Annotated in this window: 23 protein-coding genes and 1 pseudogene; 11 read left to right on the top strand and 13 right to left on the bottom strand. The window is 73.8% G+C overall.

The features are described from left to right. From AWW66_RS24325 to AWW66_RS24315, 4 genes and pseudogenes are all read left to right on the top strand, one after another. Window positions 1-849 (top strand): dihydrolipoamide acetyltransferase family protein (locus AWW66_RS24325; RefSeq protein ID WP_169807170.1); only part of this gene is annotated, 849 nt, incomplete at its 5' end. A gap of 217 nt (window positions 850-1,066) precedes the next feature. After that, entirely contained in the window at window positions 1,067-1,204 is a 138-nt protein-coding gene (locus AWW66_RS34590) for a hypothetical protein (RefSeq protein ID WP_169807169.1), read from the top strand. A gap of 347 nt (window positions 1,205-1,551) precedes the next feature. Next, window positions 1,552-4,206, top strand: a complete 2,655-nt coding sequence (locus tag AWW66_RS24320; RefSeq protein ID WP_067370879.1) for an LppU/SCO3897 family protein — start codon at window positions 1,552-1,554, stop codon at window positions 4,204-4,206. 243 nt (window positions 4,207-4,449) lie between these two features. Next, window positions 4,450-6,289 (top strand): annotated as a pseudogene (locus AWW66_RS24315) (NHL domain-containing thioredoxin family protein). A gap of 116 nt (window positions 6,290-6,405) precedes the next feature. On the opposite strand, the gene AWW66_RS24310 reads toward AWW66_RS24315, so the two are convergent. The 3 genes from AWW66_RS24310 to AWW66_RS24300 are packed head-to-tail and all read right to left on the bottom strand — an operon-like array spanning window position 6,406 to window position 8,661. Then, on the bottom strand, window positions 6,406-7,155 hold the full coding sequence (locus tag AWW66_RS24310) for a LamB/YcsF family protein (RefSeq protein ID WP_067370877.1): 750 nt from the start codon (window positions 7,153-7,155) through the stop codon (window positions 6,406-6,408). After that, entirely contained in the window at window positions 7,139-8,020 is an 882-nt protein-coding gene (locus AWW66_RS24305) for a 5-oxoprolinase subunit C family protein (RefSeq protein WP_067370875.1), read from the bottom strand. The genes AWW66_RS24310 and AWW66_RS24305 overlap by 17 nt, the downstream gene beginning before the upstream one ends. Beyond that, window positions 8,017-8,661 carry a 5-oxoprolinase subunit B family protein gene (locus tag AWW66_RS24300; protein ID WP_067370873.1) on the bottom strand — a complete coding sequence of 215 codons (645 nt, stop codon included), beginning with the start codon at window positions 8,659-8,661 and terminating at the stop codon, window positions 8,017-8,019. Before AWW66_RS24300 ends, AWW66_RS24305 begins: the two co-directional genes overlap by 4 nt. A gap of 86 nt (window positions 8,662-8,747) precedes the next feature. On the opposite strand from AWW66_RS24300, the gene trhA reads away from it, so the two are divergent. After that, window positions 8,748-9,425 carry a PAQR family membrane homeostasis protein TrhA gene (gene trhA / locus AWW66_RS24295; RefSeq protein WP_067370871.1) on the top strand — a complete coding sequence of 226 codons (678 nt, stop codon included), beginning with the start codon at window positions 8,748-8,750 and terminating at the stop codon, window positions 9,423-9,425. 133 nt (window positions 9,426-9,558) lie between these two features. Here the strand turns inward: trhA and AWW66_RS24290 are convergent, their stop codons facing one another. Further along, a complete protein-coding gene (locus AWW66_RS24290; protein WP_067370869.1) occupies window positions 9,559-9,846 on the bottom strand; it encodes a DUF6458 family protein in 288 nt (95 codons plus the stop codon). Between the two features lie 116 nt (window positions 9,847-9,962). Between AWW66_RS24290 and AWW66_RS24285 the strand changes: the two genes are divergently transcribed. Beyond that, the gene (locus AWW66_RS24285; RefSeq protein WP_067370868.1) at window positions 9,963-10,493 is read left to right on the top strand and encodes a SixA phosphatase family protein; all 531 of its coding nucleotides are present in this window, start codon (window positions 9,963-9,965) and stop codon (window positions 10,491-10,493) included. Window positions 10,494-10,660: 167 nt separating this feature from the next. Here AWW66_RS24285 and AWW66_RS24280 read toward each other — a convergent pair whose 3' ends face one another. The 4 genes from AWW66_RS24280 to AWW66_RS24265 all read right to left on the bottom strand — a co-directional run bounded on the left by AWW66_RS24280 (window position 10,661) and on the right by AWW66_RS24265 (window position 15,202). Then, window positions 10,661-10,930, bottom strand: a complete 270-nt coding sequence (locus tag AWW66_RS24280) for a DUF6458 family protein (protein WP_067370866.1) — start codon at window positions 10,928-10,930, stop codon at window positions 10,661-10,663. Window positions 10,931-11,282: 352 nt separating this feature from the next. Continuing rightward, on the bottom strand, window positions 11,283-13,139 hold the full coding sequence (locus AWW66_RS24275) for an acyl-CoA dehydrogenase (protein WP_067370864.1): 1,857 nt from the start codon (window positions 13,137-13,139) through the stop codon (window positions 11,283-11,285). Window positions 13,140-13,256: 117 nt separating this feature from the next. After that, entirely contained in the window at window positions 13,257-14,384 is a 1,128-nt protein-coding gene (locus tag AWW66_RS24270; protein ID WP_067370862.1) for a PP2C family protein-serine/threonine phosphatase, read from the bottom strand. A gap of 149 nt (window positions 14,385-14,533) precedes the next feature. Continuing rightward, window positions 14,534-15,202, bottom strand: a complete 669-nt coding sequence (locus AWW66_RS24265) for a septal ring lytic transglycosylase RlpA family protein (RefSeq protein WP_067370860.1) — start codon at window positions 15,200-15,202, stop codon at window positions 14,534-14,536. A 275-nt stretch (window positions 15,203-15,477) separates the two neighbouring features. Here AWW66_RS24265 and AWW66_RS24260 point away from each other — a divergent pair, with 275 nt between their 5' ends. Then, on the top strand, window positions 15,478-16,014 hold the full coding sequence (locus AWW66_RS24260) for a phosphoribosyltransferase family protein (protein ID WP_067370883.1): 537 nt from the start codon (window positions 15,478-15,480) through the stop codon (window positions 16,012-16,014). 71 nt (window positions 16,015-16,085) lie between these two features. Here AWW66_RS24260 and AWW66_RS24255 read toward each other — a convergent pair whose 3' ends face one another. After that, window positions 16,086-16,967, bottom strand: a complete 882-nt coding sequence (locus AWW66_RS24255) for an LLM class flavin-dependent oxidoreductase (protein WP_067370858.1) — start codon at window positions 16,965-16,967, stop codon at window positions 16,086-16,088. A 97-nt stretch (window positions 16,968-17,064) separates the two neighbouring features. Between AWW66_RS24255 and AWW66_RS24250 the strand changes: the two genes are divergently transcribed. Further along, window positions 17,065-18,375 carry an MFS transporter gene (locus AWW66_RS24250; protein ID WP_067370881.1) on the top strand — a complete coding sequence of 437 codons (1,311 nt, stop codon included), beginning with the start codon at window positions 17,065-17,067 and terminating at the stop codon, window positions 18,373-18,375. Between the two features lie 323 nt (window positions 18,376-18,698). Then, window positions 18,699-19,055 (top strand): hypothetical protein, encoded by a 357-nt coding sequence (locus AWW66_RS24245; protein WP_157527822.1) that lies wholly within the window; start codon window positions 18,699-18,701, stop codon window positions 19,053-19,055. A gap of 54 nt (window positions 19,056-19,109) precedes the next feature. On the opposite strand, the gene AWW66_RS24240 is transcribed toward AWW66_RS24245, so the two are convergent. Continuing rightward, window positions 19,110-19,394 carry a hypothetical protein gene (locus AWW66_RS24240; protein ID WP_067370855.1) on the bottom strand — a complete coding sequence of 95 codons (285 nt, stop codon included), beginning with the start codon at window positions 19,392-19,394 and terminating at the stop codon, window positions 19,110-19,112. Next, window positions 19,391-19,552, bottom strand: coding sequence for a hypothetical protein (locus AWW66_RS24235; protein WP_157527819.1), 162 nt, complete (start codon window positions 19,550-19,552; stop codon window positions 19,391-19,393). The genes AWW66_RS24240 and AWW66_RS24235 overlap by 4 nt, the downstream gene beginning before the upstream one ends. A 169-nt stretch (window positions 19,553-19,721) precedes the next feature. Between AWW66_RS24235 and AWW66_RS24230 the strand changes: the two genes are divergently transcribed. Next, on the top strand, window positions 19,722-19,949 hold the full coding sequence (locus tag AWW66_RS24230; RefSeq protein ID WP_067370851.1) for a GntR family transcriptional regulator: 228 nt from the start codon (window positions 19,722-19,724) through the stop codon (window positions 19,947-19,949). Window positions 19,950-19,980: 31 nt separating this feature from the next. Here AWW66_RS24230 and AWW66_RS24225 read toward each other — a convergent pair whose 3' ends face one another. Continuing rightward, window positions 19,981-20,301 (bottom strand): hypothetical protein, encoded by a 321-nt coding sequence (locus AWW66_RS24225; protein WP_067370849.1) that lies wholly within the window; start codon window positions 20,299-20,301, stop codon window positions 19,981-19,983. 256 nt (window positions 20,302-20,557) lie between these two features. On the opposite strand from AWW66_RS24225, the gene AWW66_RS24220 reads away from it, so the two are divergent. Beyond that, the gene (locus AWW66_RS24220) at window positions 20,558-20,941 is read left to right on the top strand and encodes a hypothetical protein (protein ID WP_067370847.1); all 384 of its coding nucleotides are present in this window, start codon (window positions 20,558-20,560) and stop codon (window positions 20,939-20,941) included. On the opposite strand, the gene AWW66_RS24215 is transcribed toward AWW66_RS24220, so the two are convergent. Then, window positions 20,932-22,506: an XRE family transcriptional regulator gene (locus AWW66_RS24215; RefSeq protein WP_067370845.1), complete on the bottom strand. Its 1,575-nt coding sequence runs from the start codon at window positions 22,504-22,506 to the stop codon at window positions 20,932-20,934. The genes AWW66_RS24220 and AWW66_RS24215 overlap by 10 nt on opposite strands. Window positions 22,507-22,849: the final 343 nt, after the last annotated feature.

The following is a 22,849-nucleotide window of genomic DNA, read 5'->3' as shown; positions in this document are numbered from 1 at the left end:
GCCCGCGACCTCGGCGTCGACCTGGCCACGCTGACCGGTTCGGGCCCGCTGGGCTCGATCACCCGGGCGGACGTGCAGCAGGCGGCGACGGCCCCGGCGGTCGAGTCGGCGGTCGCGGCCCCGGCGGCGCTGGCGGCGAGCCCCGGCGCGGAGCGCGAGCAGCGCATCCCGGTCAAGGGGGTACGCAAGCTCACCGCCGAGAACATGGTCCGCTCGGCGTTCACCGCCCCGCACGTGACGGAGTTCCTCACCGTCGACGTGACCCGGTCGATAAAGGCACTGGACAGGCTGCGCACCCGGCGGGAGTGGCGGGACGTCCGGGTGTCGCCACTGCTGCTGGTGGCGAAGGCGGTCCTGCTCGGGGTCCGGCGGTACCCGATGGTCAACTCGACGTGGGCCGGGGACGAGATCGTCGTCAAGGACTACGTCAACCTGGGCATCGCGGCGGCCACCGAGCGCGGGCTGATCGTGCCGAACGTCAAGGACGCCGGGCGGCTCACCCTGCGCGAGCTGGCCGACGCGCTGACCCACCTGGTGCAGACGGCCAAGGCCGGGAAGACCTCCCCGGCGGACATGGCCGGTGGCACGGTGACCATCACCAACGTCGGGGTCTTCGGCGTGGACACCGGTACGCCGATCCTGCCGCCGGGCGAGTCGGCCATCCTCGCCTTCGGCGCGGTACGGGAGATGCCCTGGGTGCACAAGGGCAAGGTCCGGCCACGTCAGGTGACCACCCTGGGGCTCTCCTTCGACCACCGGATCATCGACGGTGAACTGGGCTCGAAGTTCCTGCGGGACGTGGGTGAATTCCTCGCCGATCCGGAGGCGGCGCTGCTCGCCTGGACCTGACGCTCGACCACCGCGACGGCCGGTGTGCCCGGGGCCCCACCCCGGCACACCGGCCGTCGCCGTTTGCCGACTGAACGTCGGCTAAGCAACCGCCGAACCTTCGATTTGTCGGCGGGTGTCCCACCTCACCTAATAATCGATGGCGATGGGCGGGGTTCTGCGCTTCAATGGAAGCAACGACGGGACGACAACCGAATAAGCCTGGAGGAGAGCCCCGATGAGCATGATCAAGCGAATCCGTGACCGCCGTGACGCCAACCGCCGCGCCCGCGCCATCGAGCACGCGCTGCGCCAGGCCAGTTCGCCCTCGGTGCGCAACGAGATCATCGCGATCGCCCAGCGGCACGTGAGCTGACGCCGAGACCTTCCGCTCCCTCCTCCCAGTCCGACGACCCGCCCGACCACCGGGCGGGTCGTCGGCGTTTCAACCGCTTGAGACCGGGATTCCACCCCGCCGCACCGCCCGGTACGGTGGGGCACGGTCGTCACCGCAGCCGGCGATCCGGATCGATCGGGCCGATAGAAGCTCCTCGAATCGGCCCGGCGACGCGGAGTGACGGCCGGATGCTCCCCGGCTGCCACGGGCGGCCACCGGTTAGGGTGCGAGAGAGTCCGCACGGCCGGACCGCTGGCGACGCCGGCAGCCACGCCGACGAGACCCGATCCGGCACCGGCGGCCGACATGATTGAGGAGGCGCACCGATGACGTCCGAGGGCTCACACCACCCCGGCCGGGAGCCGGACGAGGTGTCGCCGGGCGCCGGCGGACCGGCGCCGTACGGCGACCGGCCAGCGCAGCAGCAGAACAGCGGCTACGGGAACAACCCCGACCTGGGCTGGGCGCCCCCGCCACCGGCCAACCGGCCGGACCAGCCGGCACCGGCCTGGGCCGGGCAGCAGGGTGACCCGGCGCCGACCACGAACTGGGCCGCCACCGCCGAGCCGACGCCCTGGGGCAACCAGGGCGGGCCGCCGCAGCCGGCCTGGGCCACCAGTCAGCCCGAACCGGCCGCCCCCGGCTGGGCCGCCGCGCCGGCCCCGACCCCGCCGCACCCGGAGCCGGGGCAGCCGGCCTGGGCGCAGGCCGCGCCGCCCGCGCCCGACTGGGCGCAGCAGCAGCCCCAGCCGCAGGCCCGGGGCGCCGCCTCGGTGCCGCAGCAGCCCGCGCCGAACCACGACACCTGGTCCCCGCCGGAGAACCCGTCCCAGTCGGGCGGCTGGTCCGGTGGCGCACCGTCCCCGTCGGAGGATCCGGCCCGCTCCGGCGGCTGGGGCACGCCGGAGCCCGGCCCGGCCGGCGGCGGCTGGCCCGGCGCGGAGCAGGCCCCCCGGCCCGGCTGGAACGGCCCGGCCCCGGAGAGCCAGTCCCCGCCCGCCTGGGGCCCCCCGCAGAACCAGTCTTCCGCCGGTTGGGACCAGCCGGCCCGCGACGCCCAGAACCCGGCCGGTGGCTGGGCCCCGGCCGCCCCGCACCAGACCGACCGCCCGCAGCCCGACCAGCGGTCCACCCCGGACGAGTCGGCGCAGTCCGGCGGCTGGCCCCGCCCGTCCACGCCGGACGAGCGCCCGGAGGCCGCCGGCTGGGCCGCGGGCGCCGCCGCACCGAGCCGGGGTACGGCGTCCGTGCCGGGCAGCGACGGGCCCCACGCCTGGGGCGGCTCCCCGCAGGAGGCCAACCCGGCACAGTGGACGGGGTCCGAGCGCGCCGAGCGGCCGGCCATCCCGGCGGGTGAGCCGTGGGCCGCCGAGGAGGCGTGGGGCCGTAACGACCCGGCGTCGGAGCGGTCCGCCCCCGCCGAGGAGTGGCCGGGCAACCGCCCCGACGACGCCCCGATGTACCAGCCGGCCCCCGGGCCGGGCATCTCGCCCGCCAACGCGGTGCCGCTGCCCCCGCAGGAGCAGCGCATCCCGGGCGCGAGCCTGGCCGCCGCGCCGCCGGCCGACTACGCACCACCCGCCGACTACCCGGCCCCGGCCGCGTACGCCGCCTCCGGTCAGCCGGGCTTCCCCGAGCCGGCCGGCCGCGAGGGTGCCGCACCGCAGGCGTACGGGCAGCCCGGTGGCTGGGCGCCCGCCGACGCGCCGCACGAGCAGCCGCAGGCTCCGGGCAGCCCGGTGGTGCCGTCGCCGCGTACCTCGCCGGAGGCCGGGGAGGCCGCCGGCCCGGTCTCGGCCAGCGCCGCCGTGCCGGCGGCCAGCAAGGTACCCCCGACCGACCAGTCCCTGCCGCCGGGTGGCCCGCCCGCCCCGCAGCCCCGGGTGTACGGCCGGCCCTCCCGGCCCGAGCCGGCGGACGAGCCGGACGCCGCCGAGCCGGTCGGGTACCGGGCCGAGCCCGCGCCGGAGCCCCGCTTCGACCAGGGCGGCGCTCGTCCCGACCAGTTCGACCGGGGCTTCCCGCCCGCACCCGAGCGCCCCGACCAGGGCGGTGACCGGTTCGGCCCGGCACCGGACCAGTACGACCGGGGGCCCGACCAGTACGACCGGGGGCCGGAGCGGTTCGACCAGCGGCCCCCCTCGTTCGACCAGGGGCCCCACCCGTTCGACCAGGGGCCGAAGCCCTTCGAGTCGGGGCCGAAGCCCTTCGAGCAGGGGGCGGACCGGTTCGGGCCGGGTCCGGAGCAGCGCTTCGACGACCACGACCGGACGACCGCCCACCCGGGTGGCTTCGGCGAAGCCCCGCCACGGGCGGCCACGCCGCCGGGCTTCCCGCCGACCATGCCCGCCTTCGGCGAGCCCACCAGCACCAACCGCCCGGTCAACGGCGTCCGGCCGCACGACGCCCCGCTCGACCGGGGCGACCCGTTCGGTGGGCCGCCCACCCCGGGCAGCGGGGGCGGGCAGAGCGCGGTGCCGGGCGGCGCCCCGGGCTTCGGCCCGATCGGCGAGCCGGGGCCGGGCGGCTTCCCGTCCGCGTTCCCGCCCGGCGGCCAGCAGTCCGGCCCGGGATGGCCGCAGAACGGCGCCGGCGAGTCGGACCAGGGCCGCTTCGACGCGTTCAAGCCGGAGGCCGAGGAGTCGAAGCCCGAGCAGCCCGCGCCGAAGGTCCGCAACGGGCGGGTCCTGGCGGCCGTGCTGGTGGCGGCGGTGCTGATCCTCGCCGTACCGCTCGGTCTGCTCCTGTTGCTCGGCAAGGTCGGCAACGACGACCCGGCGGCCTTCGACCCGGCGGTGAACTCCTGCGTCAAGCAGTCCGGCGAGGGCGCGGCGGAGGCCGACTGCGGCGACTCCGGTGCCTTCACCGTGGTCTCCAAGGTCGACAACAAGGACAAGTGCGACGACCCGGGCCAGCCGCACGTCGTCCTGCGCGGCGACGTCCCCAACCGGGTGCTCTGCCTCAAGCCGGCCCAGGAGTGACCCCGGGTGGCCTCGGCCACCCCTACCCGACCGACCCGGCGGGGCCCCGGTTGTCCGTGGCCCCGCCGGCGTCGTCTCACCCGGCACCATCATCCGGGCTGACCAGGCGTGCAGCCGGCGGGCACCGGGGAGACCCCGGTCGCGGTCGGGACCGACGTGAAAGGCTGGCCCCATGAGCGAGTTCAGCGAGCGGACCATCGTCGTCGAGGGCCGGGGCGGCACCGGGTACGGCGAGGTGGCGGCATGAGCACCACTCCCCGCGTCCGGCTCGCCCGAGCTTCGGGGGCGGGCCTGGCTCAACACCGGCGGGCGGGAGCTGTCCCTCGCCGACCTGCGTGGGCGGATCATCCTGCTGGACTTCTGGACCTTCTGCTGCATCAACTGCCTGCACGTCCTCGACGAGCTGCGCCCGCTGGAGGAGAAGTACGCCGACGTGCTGGTGGTCGTCGGGGTCCACTCGCCCAAGTTCGAGCACGAGAAGGACCCGGACGCCCTGGTGGCGGCGGTCGAGCGGTACGGGGTGCACCACCCGGTGCTCGACGACCCGGAGCTGGACATGTGGCAGCAGTACGCGGCCCGCGCCTGGCCGACCCTGGCGGTGGTCGACCCCGAGGGGTACGTGGTGGCGACGATGGCCGGGGAGGGGCACGCCGAAGGGCTGGCCCGGCTGCTGGACCAGCTCGTCGCCGAGCACGAGGCGAAGGGCACCCTGCACCGGGGCGACGGGCCGTACGTGCCGCCCGCCGAGCCGGCGACCACGCTGCGCTTCCCCGGCAAGGCGGTGGCGCTGCCCGGCGGGAACCTGCTGGTCTCCGACTCGGCGCGGCACTCGCTGGTGGAGCTGGAGCCGGACGGGGAGACCGTGGTCCGCCGGATCGGCGCCGGGCACCGGGGGCGGGTCGACGGCCCGGCCGAGGCAGCCACCTTCGCCGAGCCGCAGGGGCTCTGCCTGCTCCCCCCGCAGGTCGCCGAGATCGCCGGGTACGACCTGGTCGTCGCGGACACCGTCAACCACCTGCTGCGCGGGGTACGCCTGGCCACCGGCGAGGTGGTCACGGTCGCCGGTACGGGACGGCAGTGGCGTTCCACGGTGGACGACCACGCCCACGACGCGCTCTCCGTCGACCTCTCCTCCCCCTGGGACCTGGCCTGGTACGACGGCCGGGTGATCGTGGCGATGGCCGGCATCCACCAGCTCTGGTGGTTCGACCCGGTCAAGCGGACCGCCGGGGTGTACGCCGGCACGACGGTGGAGGCGCTGCGGGACGGGCCGCTGCCGGACGTGTGGATGGCGCAGCCCTCCGGGCTCTCCGTCGCCGCCGACGGCCGCCGGCTCTGGATCGCCGACAGCGAGACCAGCGCCATCCGGTACGTCGAGGACGGCGCCCTGGGCACCGCCGTCGGGCAGGGGCTGTTCGACTTCGGGCACGTGGACGGGCCGGCCGGGCAGGCGCTGCTGCAACACCCGCTCGGGGTGTGCGCGCTGCCCGACGGCTCGGTGCTGGTCGCCGACACGTACAACGGGGCGGTCCGCCGGTACGACCCGGCGACCGGGCTGGTCGGCACGGTGGCCGACGGCCTCGCCGAGCCGAGCGACCTGGTGCTGACCGACGACGGGGCGGTACTCGTGGTCGAGTCGGCGGCGCACCGGCTGACCCAGGTGGCACCGGGGGCGCTCACCGCCACCGGCGCGACCACCGTGGCCGGCCCCCGGCACCGCACCGAACGCCGCCCGACCGACCTGGCCCCCGGCGAGGTCACCCTGGACGTCGTCTTCACCCCGGCTCCCGGGCAGAAACTCGACGAGACATACGGCCCGTCGACCCGGCTGGTGGTCTCCGCCTCCCCGCCGGAGCTGCTGCTCGACGGCGCCGGTACCGGTACCGAGCTGTCCCGCCGGCTGGTGATCGACGGCACGGTACCCGGGGGTGTGCTCCAGGTGACCGCGCAGGCGGCCACCTGCGACGCGGACGCCGAGCACGCGGCCTGCCACCTGACCCGGCAGGACTGGGGCGTCCCGGTACGGGTGGTCGACGGCGCTCCCGCCCGGCTCCCGCTGGTGCTGCGCGGCCTCGACACGTAGCCGACACCCGCCGCCCCCGGCCCGCCGGCCGCCGCCGACCCCGGCCGTCCCGGCGAGCCGGGGTGTTTGGAGGGGCCCCTTCCTCTACAAAAAGCGTTAACAGGGGGCCCTTCCTTTCACGCGAACGCAGTGAGCGTGACCCCCGCCGCCGTCAGCGCCTCCCGCACCCGCCCCGCCGAGGCGACCGCCCCCGGGGTGTCACCGTGCAGGCAGATCGACTCGACCGGGCAGGAGACGACGGTGCCGTCCACGGCGACGACGGTCTGCTCGGTGGCCATCCGGACGGCCCGCGCGGCGATCTCGTCGGGGTCGGTGACCAGGGCACCGGGGGCGCCGCGCGGGGTGAGCCGGCCGTTGGGCAGGTACCCCCGGTCGGCGAAGCCCTCGGCGACCACCCGCAGGCCCGCGCCGACCGCGAGCTGGGCCAGCACCGAGCCGGGCGAGCAGAGCAGGGGTAGCTCGTGGTTGACGTCGTTGACGGCGGCGACCACGGCGGCGGCCTGGGTCTCGTCGGTCGCCGCCGCGTGGTACAGCGCCCCGTGCGGCTTGACGTACCGCACCCGGGTCCGGAACAGCCGGCAGAACGCGTCCAGCGCGCCGAGCTGGTACGTCACCTCGTCGCGCAGCTCGGCGTGGTCGTACGCGATGTAGCGGCGACCGAAGCCGGCGAGGTCGCGGTAGCCCACCTGCGCGCCGACGGTGACACCGCGTCGGGCGGCGGCGGCGCAGACCCGGCGCATGGTCGACGCGTCACCGGCGTGGAAGCCGCAGGCCACGTTGGCGGAGGTGATCACGTCCAGCAGCGCCTCGTCGTCGCCGAGCTGCCAGATGCCGAATCCCTCGCCGAGATCAGCGTTGAGGTCCATGGAATCTCACCGTAGTCCCCGGCCGGGCCTGCGCGAGCGCGGTCACGTCGGTCACCACCCCGACGACCGGGTACCCGCCGGTGGTGGGATGGTCGGCGAGGAAGATCAACGGCTGCCCGTCCGCCGGTACCTGCACCGCGCCGAGCACCAGTCCCTCGCTGGGCAGTTCCCCGGCGACCGCGCGGGGCAGCGCCGCGCCGGTGAGCCGCGCGCCGATCCGGTTGCTGTCCGGGCTCACCGTGTACGAGGTGCTCAGCAGCAGCCGTACCGCCTCCGGGGTGAACCAGTCGTCGCGGGGGCCGAGCCGCACCGCGAGCCGCAGTTCGGTGGGGAACGGGCCGCCGACGGTGACGTCCACGCCAGCGGGCGTCCCGGTGGGGGTACCCAGGGGCAGCCGGTCGCCGTCGCGGACCGGGGGCGGGCCGAGGCCGGAGAGCAGGTCGGTGGCGCGGCTGCCGAGCACCGGCTCGACGGCGACGCCCCCGGCGACGGCCACGTAGCTGCGTACCCCGCGCCGGGCCGGGCCGATCCGGACCGGGGTGCCGGCCGGCACCGCGATGGGCCGGCCCACGTCCGCCGGCCGGTCCCCGACCCGGACCCGGGCCTCGGCCCCGGTGACGGCGACCGTGCCGGCCCGGTCAAGCCGCAGGTCGCAGCCGGCCAGCGTGGTCTCCAGGCCGGCGGCGGTCTCCGGGTTGCCGACCAGCCGGTTCGCCAGGCGCAGGGCCGCCGGATCGAGCGCCCCGGATCGGGGTACGCCCAGGTGCGCCCAGCCGGGGCGGCCCAGGTCCTGCACGGTGGTGAGCGCCCCGGCCCGGATCACCTCGACGGTTCCGGCCGGGAGGATGCCCGTCGCCCCGGTCACGCGGGTACCAGCCGGACCCGGGTGCCGGGGGTGAGCCGGGCGGGCGGGTCGGCGTGCACGTCGAACAGGGGCAGGCTGGTGCGGCCGACCAGCCGCCACCCGCCCGGCGACTCGGTCGGGTAGATCCCGGCGTACCGCCCGGCGAGGGCCACCGACCCGGCGGGCACCCGGGTACGCGGGCTGGACAGCCGGGGCACCGCCCACCCCTCGGGCAGCCCGGTCAGGTACGCGAACCCGGGCGCGAAGCCGCAGAAGGCGACCCGGAACCGCAGGTCGGTGAGGCGCCGCACCACCTCCGGCACGTCGGTGCCCCAGTGCTCGGCGACGGCGGCCAGGTCGGGCCCGTCGAACTCGGTGGGCACCCGCACCTCCCCGACGCCCCCGGCACCGGCGCCCCCCGCACCGGCTGTGGGTTCGGCGGGGCTCGCGGGGTGGGGGGTCCAGCGGGCGACGAGGGTCGCGGTGCGCGCCGGATCGGGTACCCCGTCGAGCAGGACGGTCTCGGCTCCCGGCACGATCTCGACGGCGGTGAGTTCGCCGCGTTCCCGTCGCCGCCACAGCTCGGCGCGCCACGCCTCGACCTGGTCCGGGCCGGCGCAGTCGAGCAGCAGGGCGTGCTCACCGGCGGGTCGGATGCGCATCCCGACATCCTGCCGTATCGGCGGGTGTCGGCACCGTGACCAGTTGCACTACCTACAAGTAACCTACGGTGTCGTAACCTCTAGTCGTGACCACCTCGGCACCGCTTCGCCTGAAGCCGGTCGACATCGGCAAACCCCGGATGCGCGGCTGGCTGCACACCTACGCGTTCTTCGTCGCCCTCGTCTGCGGCATCGTGCTCTGCTCGATCGCGGCCAGCCGTCCCGGCTGGGCGCCCCTGGTCAGTTGCGCGATCTACAGCCTGACCGTCTGCGGGCTCTTCGGCACCAGCGCGCTGTACCACCGTCGGGTGTGGTCACCGCGCGGGTACCAGGTCATGCGCCGGATGGACCACTCGATGATCTTCCTGTTCATCGCCGGCACGTACACCCCGTTCTGCGCGCTGCTGCTGGAGCCCCGGCCGGCGACCGGGATGCTCGTCCTGGTCTGGGGCGGGGCGCTCGGCGGCGTCGGGGTGAAACTGATCTGGCCGCACGCGCCCCGCTGGGTCTCCGCCCCGCTCTACCTGGCGCTCGGCTGGGTCTCGGTGGCGATGTTGCCGGAGATCCTGCACGTCGGCGGGGTCACCGCGCTGGTCCTGCTCGCCGTCGGCGGGGCGATCTACAGCGTCGGTGCGGTCTTCTACGCGCTGCGCCGCCCCAACCCGTGGCCCACCGTCTTCGGCCACCACGAGTTCTTCCACGCCTGCACCCTGGTAGCCGCGATCTGCCACCACATCGCCATCTACTTCGCCCTCTTCGCCTAACCCCCCTCCCTCCCCCCTTGATCGGTGTTGATCATGGGGTTGGCGGCACTCCTGATCTCTGCGAGTGCCGCCAACCCCATGATCGACGGGGGAGGGGGAGGGGAGGGGGAGGGGGAGGGGTGGGGTCCGGGGGTTAGACGGTGCGGCCGGGGCCGCGGACCTCGCGGTACTCCTGGACCACCCGGTCGTCGCGGACCGGGACCGTCCGGTCGGCGACGACCCGCTCCTCGCGGACCGGGGTGGCGACCACGGTCCGACGCCGGGAGTTCCAGAAGTAGAGGGTGGTGATCAGACCGGCGAGCCCGGCGAACATCAGCACCCAGCCGACGACGCTCACGTTCAGCCACCCGAGGTTGGCCTCCACGGCGAACGCGAAGATCGCGCCGACCGCGATGAGGAAGATACTGCCACCGATGCCCATCTTGTCGCCTCCTTGGCGTCCTGCTGGCGTTTCCTACCCGCCGCGGCCACGGATGAGGTTGCGGCACCCATCGACATACCCCGGCACTCGGAGCGCCAATCCGGCAAGCTGGCCCCATGACGGACGACAGGGGACGGGGCCGCACGCTGATCCTGCTGCGGCACGCCAAGGCCGAGCCACCCGGGGAGATCCCCGACGTCGACCGGCCACTGACCGCCCGGGGGTACGCCGACGCAGAGGCGGCCGGAGCCTGGCTGGCCCGGCACGGGTACCTGCCCGACGTGGTGCTCTGCTCACCGGCGAGGCGTACCCGGGAGACCTGGCACGCGGTGGCGGCCGGGATGACCGGAAGCCCGCCGGAGGGTGGGCCGGCGGGCTCCGCACCGGTCGTACGCTACGAACCGGGCATCTACGAGGCCCTTCACGAGGACCTGCTGGCGCTGGTCAGGACGGTGTCACCGGAGGCGCACACGGTGCTCCTGGTGGCCCACAACCCGGGCGTGTCGCTGCTGTCCAACCTGCTGGACCCGGCCCGACCGGTACCGGACGGCCTGCGCACCGCCGAACTGGTCGCGCACCGCGCCCCGGCACCGTGGCCGGACCTCGCTCCCGGCCACGCCCGACTGGCCGACCACCTCCTGCGCTGAAAGGAAGGGCCCCCTGTTAACGCGTTCGGTAGAGGAGGGGACCCCCCCTAACACCCCGCACCGCGCCAGGCAGGCACCGCGCCGGGCGGGCACCGCGCCGGGCGGGCACCGCGCCGGGCGGGCACCGCGCCAGGCAGGCACCGCGCTGGGCTGGGGTGGACGGGACGTCAGGACGGCGGCGCGGTGGGCGGGGGCGGGTCCGGCGGGGGCGGCATCATCGCGGTCGGATGCGACAGCCGGTTCTCCTCGACGATGAGGGTGCGGGCCCGCTTGCGCCGGTCCTGCCAGAACCAGAGCGTGGTGAGCAGGACGGCCAGCCCGGCCAGGATGAACACCCAGCCGACCGCCCGCAGGTCGACCCACCAGACGTTCGCCCGCACGGCGAACGTGAGGATCGCGCCGATGGCGATCAGGAAGATACCGCTACCAACACCCATGTGCGCTGCACTCCCCCGTGTGGTGACCTCCGGGCGTGCTCCGCCGACAGCCGCTGCCGGCCCCTACTCCTCAGCCGGCCCCGTCCCGCCGACGTCTCTCAGCGCCCCCGCTTACCCGCCAACCCCGCCCCCTACCCCGGACACTCCCCCCACCCCGGCCACCTCAGGCACGCTCCCCCCACCGGCCGTTTCCAGGGACGATCATGGGGTTCGCGTCACCAGCGGTGCTGGTCGGTGACGCAAACCCCATGATCAACGCGCCGGGCACGGGCGGGCGGGCGGCGGCGCGAGGCCGCTGGGCCGGGCCGGGCGGAGGGAGGAGAGGAAGGAGAGGGCGAGGACGGGTGGAGGGTCAGAAGGCTTCTTCGGGGAGGTCCATGAGGTCGAGGTCGGTGGACTCGATGATGCGGCGGTCGGCGCCGATGCGGGGCAGCACCTCGCGGGCGAAGAACCGGCTGGCGGCCACCTTGCCGGTGTAGAACGCCTGGTCGGTGGCGGAGACCTCGCCGGCCAGGGCCTTCAGGGCGACGTCGGCCTGCCGCTGGAGCAGCCAGCCGACGATCACGTCGCCGAGCGCGAGCAGGAAGCGGCGGCTGCTCAGCCCGACCTTGTACAGGGCACGGGCGTCGCCGGCCTGCGCCTCGCCCAGCCAGCCGGTGAGCACCCCGAGGATGCTCTGCACCTCGGTGAGCGCCTTGCCGAGCGCCAGCCGCTCCTGCTTGAGCTGGCCGTTGCCGCCCTCGGAGGCGATGAACTCCTGGATCTCGCCGGCCACGGTCAGCAGGGCCTTGCCGTTGTCCCGGACGATCTTCCGGAAGACCAGGTCGAGGCTCTGGATCGCGGTGGTGCCCTCGTACAGGGTGTCGATCTTGGCGTCCCGGACGTACTGCTCCAGGGGGTAGTCCTGGAGGAAGCCGGAGCCGCCGAAGGTCTGCAACGACTCGTGTCCGAGGATCTCGTACGCGCGCTCCGAGCCGACGCCCTTGACCAGCGGCAGCAGCAGGTCGTTGACCCGCTTGGCGAGCGCGGTCGCCGGCTCGTCGCCGGCCGCCTCGGCGATGGCCACCTTGTCCTGCCAGGAGGCGGTGTAGCAGACCAGCGCCCGCAGCCCCTCGGCGTACGACTTCTGCAGCATCAGCGAGCGGCGGACGTCCGGGTGGTGGGTGATGGTGACCCGGGGCGCGGCCTTGTCGGTCTGCTGGAGCAGGTCGGCGCCCTGCACCCGGTTCTTCGCGTACTCCAGGGCGTTGAGGTACCCCGTGGAGAGGGTGGCGATGGCCTTGGTGCCGACCATCATCCGGGCGTACTCGATGATCATGAACATTTGCCGGATGCCGTCGTGCTTGTCGCCGAGCAGCCAGCCCTTGGCCGGTACGCCGTGCTCGCCGAAGGTCACCTCGCAGGTGTTGGAGACCTTCAGGCCCATCTTGTGCTCGACGTTGGTGGCGTAGACGCCGTTGCGCTCGCCCAGCTCGCCGGACTCCTCGTCGAAGTGGAACTTCGGCACCACGAAAAGGGAGAGGCCCTTGGTGCCGGGGCCGCCGACGCCCTCGACGCCGACCGGGCGGGCCAGCACGTAGTGCACGATGTTGTCGCTCAGGTCGTGCTCACCGGAGGTGATGAAGCGCTTCACGCCCTCGATGTGCCACGAGCCGTCCGGCTGCGGAATGGCCCGGGCCCGGCCGGCGCCGACGTCCGAGCCGGCGTCCGGCTCGGTGAGCACCATCGTGGAGCCCCACTGCTTGTCGATGAAGAGCTTGGCCCACTTCTGCTGCCGCTCGGTCCCCTCGACGTGCAGGACGTGCGCGAAGGACGGGCCGGAGGCGTACATCCAGACCGGGGCGTTCGAGCCGAGGACCATCTCGGCGAGCGACCACCAGAGGGTACGCGGGGCGGGGGTGCCGTCCAGCGCGTTCGGCAGGTCGAGGCGCCAGAACTCGGAGTCCATGAACGCCTGGTACGACTTCTTGAACGACTCCGGCAGCGGCGCGGTGTGCGTGGCCGGGTCGAAGACCGGGGGGTTGCGGTCGCCGTCCAGGTAGCTGGCCGCGAGGTCCTCGCGGGCGAGACGGTCGACCTCGGCGAGGAAGCTCCGCGCGGTGTCGACGTCGAGATCCGTGTACGGCTCCTGGCCGAACGCCTGATCCGCCCCGAAGACCTCGAACAGGTTGAACTCAAGGTCCCGAAGGTTGCTCTTGTAGTGGGTCATGCTCGCTGGCCCCGCTTCCGGACAGGTGTTACCGATCAGTAACCCCAGAGTATTACTCGCGGGTAGGCAGCGACAACCCACAAGCAGGAGTGACCAGGATCACGCCCTGCGTCCGGGTCAGGACTCGGTGGCGCCGACCTCCCAGCTCGGCACGGCCACGGCCGGGTCGGTACGCGGCCCGGCGTACTCCATCAGCACCAGCGCGATGTCGTCGTCGAGTTGGCCGTGGACCCACTCGACCAGCGCGGTCTCCAGGGAGGCCAGCCCGTCGCCGACCGTCCCGTGGCCGAGCAGCCGCCAGGCCCGGTCGGCGGTCGGGAAGAACTCGCCGTCCCGGCGGGCCTCGCCGAGCCCGTCGGTGAAGAGCAGCAGCCGGTCCCCCGGTTCGAGGCGTTCCACCCGGGGCCGGACCTCCGGCATGAACCCCAGCGGCGGGGCGGGCGCGGGCGGCTCCAGCGGGATCACCGCGCCCCGGCGCAGCAGCAGCGGCGGCGGGTGGCCGCAGTTGACGATGGTGAGCGTGCCGCCCCGCTCCTCGACCAGGGCGGCGGTGACGAAGTCCTCGTCACCCACGTTGCGGGCCACCGCCCGGTCCAGGTCGGCCACGATCGCCCGCAGGTCGGCCCGCTCGTACGCGACGTGCCGGTACGAGCCGAGCACGATGCTGGCCAGCCGGACCGCGTCCAGCCCCTTGCCCCGGACGTCCCCGATCAGCATCCGCACCCCGTACGGGGTGTCGATCGCCTCGTACAGGTCGCCGCCGATCTCGGCGGTGGCGGTCGACGAGATGTACCGGCCGGCGACGGCGAGCGTCCCCACCTGCGGCCCGAGCGGTCGCAGCACCGCCTGCTGAGCGACCGTGGCGAGCTTCGACAACTCGACCAGCCGGTCGGCCTGCCGTTGCCGGACCGACGCCAGCGCGGCGGCGATCCCCGTCACCACCGCGACCGTGCCCAGGCCGGTGGCGGTGGCCAGCGACGGGGTCGGCTCGGCGAAGGCGAAGCAGACGCCCAGCAGAGTCGCGGCGGCACCCAGGCCGAGCACCAGTCGCCACGATCCGGCCAGCGCGACGAGCAGCGGCGCGGCGGAGAAGAGGGGCAGGTAGTGCACCTCCCGCCCGTCGGCCACCTCCACCGCGCAGCCGATCACGAGCAGAGCGAGGGCCGCGCCGAGACCGGCGCGGGATCCGGGGGTCAGCGGGCCGGAGCCCGGCTGGGAGGGATGCGTGCGTACGAGGGACAGCATGCCTGATCCTCGTGAACGGGTGAATGAACCTGGCCCGTCGACCGACGAGGTTCTGGCCGCCCGGACCCCGGGGCCGATCCGATCGCCGTGCCCCTGATCAGGCACGGGACCACCGGAGGCCGACCACCCGGCCGGCCCGGCCGGTCGGCTCAGCCGAGCACGTCGTAGCGCACGGTGAGCGCGCCGACCTCCAGCGGAGCGATCACCGCGAAGGCGGCGCGGGAGAGGTCGAGGCAGCGGCCGGCGATGAACGGGCCCCGGTCGTTGATCCGGACGGTGACCGACGCGCCGGTGTCCGGGTTGGTCACCCGCACCCGGGTGTCGAACGGCAGGGTCTTGTGCGCGGCGGTCAACTCGTTCGGGTCGAACGCCTCGCCGTTGGCGGTGACCTGCCCGGAGGCGTAGAAGGACGCCCCGCAGGAGCCGCTGTCGACCACGGTCGGGGCGGGCTTCTTGGCCGGGCTGGGCTTCGCGGTGGTCGGCGTGGCCGTCGGCTTCGCGGTGGTCGGCTTCGGCGCGGCGGTCCGGGCCCGGCTCCGGGAGGCCGCCTCGGCCCGGCTCGGGCTGGGCTGCGCGGTCGGCGACGCGGTCGGGCTCGGGGAGGCGGTCACGCTCGGCGACGGGGCCGGCGGACCGGGCACGGCGGTGGTGGGCAGCGGGTCGACCACGGCCGGCGGCGGCGCCGACCCGGTCGCGCCGGCGGTCAGGCGTACGGTGCCGACGGTCCCGCCGACGGCCAGGGCGACGCCGACGACGGCGGTGGCCGCGACGCCGACGGGCGAGGAGAAGATGCGGGTACGCAGGGAGCTCTCGGTCACCGGCCGGTCCTTTCACCTTCACTACAAACCGGGTCGGACCGTAACGAGAGAAGCACTTCCGAAGTCAACGTGATCATGGCGCTAAGTCCGTATTTGCGCTGATACGTGTAGCCGATCATCCGACCCGCGCTGGCCCGCTCGTACCCGTACCGCAGGATGGTGGCGTGCCCGCGCCCCGTGACGACGACCCGCCCCCCGGGTCAGCGCCCGCCGGCCCGCCCGCCGGCTCGCCCGCCGATCCGCGCGCCGGATTCGTCGCCGGTCCGCCCGCCGGCCTGGTCGAACGGCTGGTCGAGCTGTTCCGCTGGGTCGATCCCGGCCCGGAGAGCGACCACCTGGTCAGCGACGTCGCCGGCTGGTGGCGCGACCCGGAGGTACTGGCCGGGTTGGGCCCCGCCCTGGTCGCCCCGTTCCGGATCGAGCGGCCCACGGTCGTCGTCGCCCCGGCGGTGACCGGGCTGCTCCTCGGGCCGCTCGCCGCGACCGCGCTCGGGGTCGGCTTCGTGCCGGCGCTCAAGCCGGGCGACGGCCGCCGGCCCCCCGGCGCGGTGACCTGGGCGCAGAGCCCACCGGACTTCCGGGGCCGGCGGGTCACCCTCGGCGTCCGGGACCGGCACCTCGGCCCCGGGGACCGGGTGCTGGTGGTGGACGACTGGGTGGCGACCGGCGCCCAGGTCCGCGCGATCGACGAGATCTGCGCCGCCCGGGGGGCCACCCTGGTCGGGGTCACCGCCGTGGCCGCCGACTGCCCGCCCGACGTGGCCCGCGAGCTGCGGATCCACGCCCTGGTGGACGCGACCCGCCTCACCTGACCCCGGCCGCCTCTCCTCACCTCGGCGGCGGTGACGCGACCCGCCTCGCTGGCTGGGCCGCCGAGTAGGCGTCAGGCGTTGCGCAGGTCCGGCAGCAGACCGGTCGCCACCTCGGCCAGCACCGCCTCGTCGCCGGCGTACCAGCTCTCGGCGCGCGGCCAGTGCGTGATCACGTCGGTGAAGCCGAGGTCGGCGGCGCGGCCCACCTGTTCGGCGAAGAAGTCGGGACTGCTGAGCGAGAAGAGCGGGGCGGAGTCCAGCGAGAGGTACCGGTCGACCGTCGCCGGGTCGCGGTCGGTCGCCGCCAGCGCCCGGTCGAACTGGGCGCTCAACTCGGTCACGCTCTGCCACCAGCTCGGCAGGTCGTCCCCGCCGAGCCCGGTGGTGACCCAGCCCTGGCCGTACGTCGCCGCCAGCCGCATCGAGCGCGGGCCGTTCGCGGCGACCACGAAGGGCACCCGGGGCCGCTGCACGCAGCCCGGGTTGTTGCGCGCGTCCACCGCCGCGTACCACTCGCCGCGCCAGGTCGTACCGTCCTCGGTGAGCACCCGGTCGAGCAGCTCGGTGAACTCGGTGAACCGGTCCACCCGCACCCGTGGCGGCAGCGTCTCGCCACCCAGGACGGTGGCGTCGAACCCGATCCCGCCCGCGCCGATGCCGAGCAGCACCCGACCGTCGGAGATGTCGTCGAGCGCGGTCACCTGTCGGGCGAAGGAGACCGGGTGCCGGAAGTTCGGCGAGGCCACCAGCGTGCCCAGCCGCATCCGCGAGGTCACCGTCGCGGCGGCCGTGAGGGTGGGCACCGAGTCGAACCACGGCCCGTCGACCAGGTCCCGCCAGCCCAGGTGGTCGTACGTCCAGGCGTGGTCGAAGCCCCACTCCTCGGCCTGCGTCCAGCGGTGCCGGGACTGCGCCCAGCGCTGGTCGCCAAGAATCACGATGCCGATCCGCATGGCCGCCACCCTACGCAGTCCGGAGGTCTCGCGCTGAGTGCCGCCCGTAAGTTAGGTTACCCTTCCCTAACTTACCCGCTCCGCACCGGGAGTGTTCGTGAAGCCATCTCGGCAGCCCGCCGAACCGGGCCGGCTCGGCACGCTGACCGCGCTCTACGTCACCCAGTACCTCGGCATCGGGTTCATCACCGTCGGGCTGACCGCCATCCTCCGGGACGGCGGCACCTCGCTGGACACCCTGGCCCTGCTCCAGGCCATCGGCCTGATCTGGCCGGTCAAGTTCCTCTGGGCCCCGCTTCTCGACCGGTACGGCTCCCGCCGGCACGGCCACTACCGCTCCTGGCTGCTGGTGCTCCAGAGCGGACTGGTGCTGGCCCTGCTCGCCCTGCTGCCGTTCCCCCGCCCGGCCGACCAACTCGGCCCGATCGTGGCCATCTGCGCCGCGTACGTGCTGCTCTCCGCGACCCAGGACGTCGCCGCGGACGCCGTCGCCGTCCGGCTGCTGTCGACCCGGGCCCGCGGTACCGGTAACGGCATCCAGGTCGCCGCCAGCTACCTCGGCAACCTGCTCGGCGGCGGTGCCTGCGTGCTCGTCTACGACCGGTACGGCTGGGCGGCGGCGGTCCTGCTGCTGGCCGCGCTGACCGCCGTCGGGCTGGTGGTGGTGTGGCGGTTCCGTGAGCCGCCCCGCACCGACCGGGTACCCGCCGTCGGCAGCGCGTACCGGGCACTGTGGTCGGCGTTCGGCCAGCCGGGCTGTCGCTGGTGGACCTTCGTCGTGGTACCCCTGGTCTACGTCGGCTCCGGCGCGGCGTACGCGCTGGTCACCCCCGCCCTGGTCGACGCCGGCTGGTCGCTGGCGCGGATCGGCGTGGTGACCGGCGTCGTGATCAGCGTGCCGGCGATCCTGGCCGGTCTCGTCGCCGGGGCGGGGATTGGCCGGTCCAGCCGCAGCGCCGTCCTCGTCGTCGGCGGCGCGCTGCTCACGCTCTCCGTCGTCCTGCTGCTGCCGCTGCTGCGCGGCGACGCCCCGCTCACCGGCACGGTCGTCGCGCTGAGCTGCTTCATGACCGCGTACACGGTCCTCAACGTGGTCGTCTACACGGTGAACATGGACTACTCTCGACCGGCGACCGGGGGCACCGACTTCACCCTCTTCTCGTCGTTCGGGCTGATCTGCTCCTTCGCCGCCGCCTCGCTCGGCCTCGCCGCCGCCGGCCAGGTCGGGTACCCGGCGGTCGGCGTCGGCTCGGCCGTCCTGGTCGCCGCCGGGGTGCTGGCGGGCCTACGCCACCAGCGCCGGTACGGCCACCAGCGGCGGGGCGACGGCGCAGCGGCACCCACCTCCGGAACCGGGCCGGTACCCCCGCCGGACGCGGCCCGGGAACCCGCACGCAACTCCGTCTGAGCCCTCCCACCGGTCAGGGCCGGTCGACGTCGGGCCGTGCCGGTCGACGGCCGGCGTTCGCGGGTGGTGGTAGCGCCGTGTCGCCGGCCGGTGGCATAGTGATAGGCGGCGATGCCGGGGCTGGTCGGGTCCGACCGGCGCCCCGCACGCCGACGCCGGCACGCGTCACGCGCCGGTGGGCAGAGTCGGTCACGAGGTGGGGGAAGAAAGGACGGCCCCCGCGGCCTCGGCTGGCCGCTCCGCAGGTCGATCCGGCAGCAGCACGCCACGGACCTGCGTACCCCTCGGCAGTGACGCTCCTCCCCCCGAAGGACTCCGGCGCCGTGAACCCTGACCTCCTGCACGCCCTCGGCGTGTTCCTCCTGCTCCTCGCCGCCCTGGTCTACCTGGCCTTCGCCAGTTGGCTGATCTTCTGCTACGCGCTCGCCCGCCTCCCCGACGGCGCTCGCCTGGTCGAACGGGCTCCCGCGATGCTCGCCTCGTTCGACGTCCGGGGCTGGGGGGACGCGCTCCTGCCCTGGCGCACCATCGCCCGCGCCCTGCACCGGCTGCCCCTGCCCGCCGCCGGGGCTCCGACCCCCGGCCTCGCCCCGCCGACCACCGGCCCCGGTACCGCTGCGCAACAGTCGCCACCGGCTACCCCGCCGGAGGCCGACCGCGCCGCCCTGCCGACCGGGTAGGCGGCGACCGGCCCCGGTCACCACGCGCGACCGGGGCCGGGTGCGGCGGTACCGTCAGCGCCCGCCCGCCGTCCGCCGCCGCGACCGACGCCCGTGCTGGTCGGGGACGGTCCGGGGCGGCTGCGTCAGCGTCCGGATGCCGGCCCGCTGCACGAAGACCGAGCGGCGGGCCACCGCGTCACCCCGGTCGTCGAGCTGGTACCCGTCGAGCCACACCCACCCGTCGTACGTGATCCAGTCGGTCTGCACCCGGATCAGCCGGAAGAGGATCGGCCGGCCGAACTGCAGGCTGGCGGCACGGGTGAGGTGCAGGAGATCACCGGCCCGCAGCTCGCTCACCGCGACCGGTACCGCTGCCAGGCGACGATCCGGGTCCGGGCGGCGTGCACGGTCGGGCACCAGCCGCCGGCCGTGCAGCGGGGGCAGTCGTGGTGCCGATGGTGCCGCAGCACGCACCAGGCGGTCCGCACCAGCAGCGGCTCCTGACGCCCCCTCACGGCCCCGACCTCGTCCAACATCTCATGGCACACCTCCTGACGGCTGGTTTAGGCACGCCTACAGAAGGTAGTCGAACCTGTTCCACTCGTACAACCCGTACAGCCCGTATTAGACGTCTAATCCATACCCTACGGGCTGGTCGGGTTCGTCGTCCTTAAGGTCCGGCTCATGGTTGACGAGATGTCCCCGGTGGCGCTCTACATCCAGCTCGCGGATCTCCTCGCCAAGCAGATCGAGGAGGGCAAGCTGAAGCCGCGCCAGCCGGTCCCGAGCGAGGCGCACCTGCAACAGCAGTACGGCGTCAGCCGGGGCACGGTCCGCTCCGCGATCCGCCTGCTCCGGGACCGAGGGCTGGTCGTGACCCTCCCCGCCCGGGGCACCTTCGTCGCCGAGTAGTCACACCGCCCGGCTCGGCTGGGGGCGGGGGCTACTCCTCGTCGAAGGGCTCGTCGTGCCAGCGGAAGCTGGCCTCGTCCCCCTCGATACCGAGCATGAACTCGGCGACCGGCCGACCGTCCGGGTACGTCATCGTGACGGCGGCCCGGATCGCCTGGTACGCGCGCTCCATGCCCGGGTGGTCCTCCGCGTCGAGGGCGACCCTCCAAGCCGTGAAGAGCGGACGCAACGGCTCGAAGCCGGGCCGGGCGTGGAGGCGGCCGTGGATCCAGGGGAAGTCCCGCTCGACCTCCTCGATCTCGCCGACCAACCCGCCCCCGTGGTACAGCCGCCACGCCTCGCCCGGACTCATGCCGGCAGGTTAGGCACACCGCCGTGGTGACCCGCTAGCTACTGCCTTCCGCCGACTCGAAGCGTTCACGGCGTCTCGCGGTGCCACAGCGCTTCCTGCCGGCTGGCCGCCGCGGCCGACCATCTGGGATCGGCGGTTGACCGGCGGCTCATCGGCGGCCTCCAGCACAGCGTCAACCGCCGGTCAACCGCCTGGATCCGCCGCGTGGTGATCGACATCCTTAGTTGACCAACACGAACGGGGAACGGAGAACCAGATGCGCAAGATCCTCCGACAGATCGCCGTGGGCGGCACCGCGGCCATCGCGATCGTCACCCTGTCGGCCACGCCCGCCTCTGCGGCATCGTCCGGCTGCAAGATCCCGCAGGGCGACCTGCTGACCATGTGCTTCACCGGCAACCTGTCCGCGAACTCCAGCAACAAGATGCAGGTGCAGGCCCTCGCTGGCCTGTTCCAGGACACCACCTGTCAGATGTTCGACGCGAGCAACCTGGTCCAGGTCGGCAGCGTCACCGCCGGTGCGCCGGGCACGTCGAACTCCAAGACGATCTCCGGGCTCTACGGCACCTACTACGTCCGGTGCACCGTCCACGACACCTACGGCTCGACCGGTGCCGGCGGCTACCTTCGTCACGCCTGATCCCGGCACGGTTGCTGACTGAGCCAGGAGCCCGTGGTGTCGGTGCGGAACCTTCCGCGCCGAGCGACGGGCTCCTGGCCGAGGCTCGACAACGGTCGGGCCGCCGACCGTTGCGGCTTGAGCGACCCGGCCACAGTGGGAGCCAGGTGCAGACTGTGGTCGAGCAACCGTGCCCTGGCCTCTTGGTTCTCGCACTCGGGGTCGATGGCATCGGCGAGTTCCGCAGCGTACGCGCGCACCAGGTCGTGGAACGTGTAGCGGTCGGGGGCGTGCTCCGCGAGCAGATGCGCCCGCGTCAACTCGGCGAGCCATCGACGCACCTGCCGCGCCGGGGCGCCTGCGAGGCAGGCCGCCGCTGGTACCGCGATGTCCGTTCCGGCATGTCGGCCCAGGAGGCGGAACAGTCTCGCGCTGTCGGCGCTCAGCTTTCGGTAGGACCAGGAGAAAACTGCACGGATGTCGACGGTGGGGTCCACGTCGAAGAACGCGTCGAGCAGCCCGTCCTGGCACCGCATCTGGTCGGCCAGCTTGGTGAGCGCGAGGCCGGGGCGCGCGATCGCTCGGGTGGCAACGACCGCCAGCGCCAACGGCAACCGGGCGCACCGTTCGATGATCTGGCCGACCGCGTGTGGTTCGGCGTCGACCCGTTCGGGGCCGAGGCGACGAGCCAGCATCTGCCACGCATCGTCGACACCGGGCAGGTCGAGGGCGAACGGCTGGGCATCCTCGGCAGCAACCAGGCCGGCGAGTTCGTTCCGGCTGGTCACGACCACGAAAGAACCCGCCGACGCGGGCAGCAACGGCCGCACCTGTTCCGCGTGGGCAGCGTTGTCGAGCACCACGAGCATGCGACGATTGGTGAACATCCCACGGTAGAGCGCCACCTGCGCCTCCGGCGTCGTCGGAACCCGGTCCGCCGGCACTCCCAGCGCATCGAGGAGAGCACGGATCGCGACAGTCGGGGCCACCATCGATCCACCTTGGTCGAATCCACGCAGGTTCACATACAGCCGCCCGTCCGGGAACCGATTGGCCACCCGATGAGCCCAGTGCACCACCAGTGCCGTCTTGCCCACGCCAGCCATCCCCCAAATGGCCGAGACGAGAACCCTGGTGGGTTGACGTTCGATCGCCGTCAGAAGCTGATCGAGGTGGTTCAACTCGCGCTGGCGACCGGCGAACGAGGGAAGATCCATCGGCAGCATGGCCGGCACGAGGTCGGCGGCGGCTGACCCGCATACACCGTGTGGACCGTCGAAACGCGCGCCGTGGCTGGCGACGGCAACGCACCCGCCCGGCGCGGGCGGTGGATCGGTCGGGCCCGACGACGGGTGACTGTCGGCGCCGCCCAGCGGTGCGGCGGACACACAGAAGCCCTCACGGTCGGTTCCCGACAACCCGAACGCGTCGGCGAGCAACCGCACGGTGCCCTGCCTCGGCCGCACTATGCGACGTTGTTCGATGTCACGGATGCTTCGCACGCCGATCCCCGCGCGGTCAGCGAGCTCTTCCTGCGTGAGGCCCAACCGTTGCCGGTGGACACGCACCAACTGGCCAAACACCATGCCTCCCCGTGGCCGGGGAACTGGAATTGCAGCATCGGCGACGGTGACGGCAACGCGATGTCGACTTCGATCGTCAGGTCATCGAAGGGCCACCGACACGCAGCACCCAGTACCCGCTCGGTCACCGTACCGGATCGATCGTGAGCAGTGTGCCCATTTCGCCTGGGCCGAGGGGCGCTGGTGGGGTGACCGAATCACTTCCTCCCGGCCGGACGCGCGCCTCGGACGCTGACCCCGACCGGACCGGGGAACATCGAAGGCCCTGGCGGGGACTTGCGTCCTGGTCAGGGCCTTCGTGCGTGGAGCGGGTGACGGGAATCGAACCCGCACTGTCAGCTTGGGA

The sequence above is a fragment of the Micromonospora rosaria genome, from assembly GCF_001567585.1.
Lineage (GTDB): Bacteria > Actinomycetota > Actinomycetes > Mycobacteriales > Micromonosporaceae > Micromonospora > Micromonospora rosaria.
Note: the sequence above shows the minus strand (reverse complement) of the source record. Positions and strands in the feature narration are given on the sequence as shown.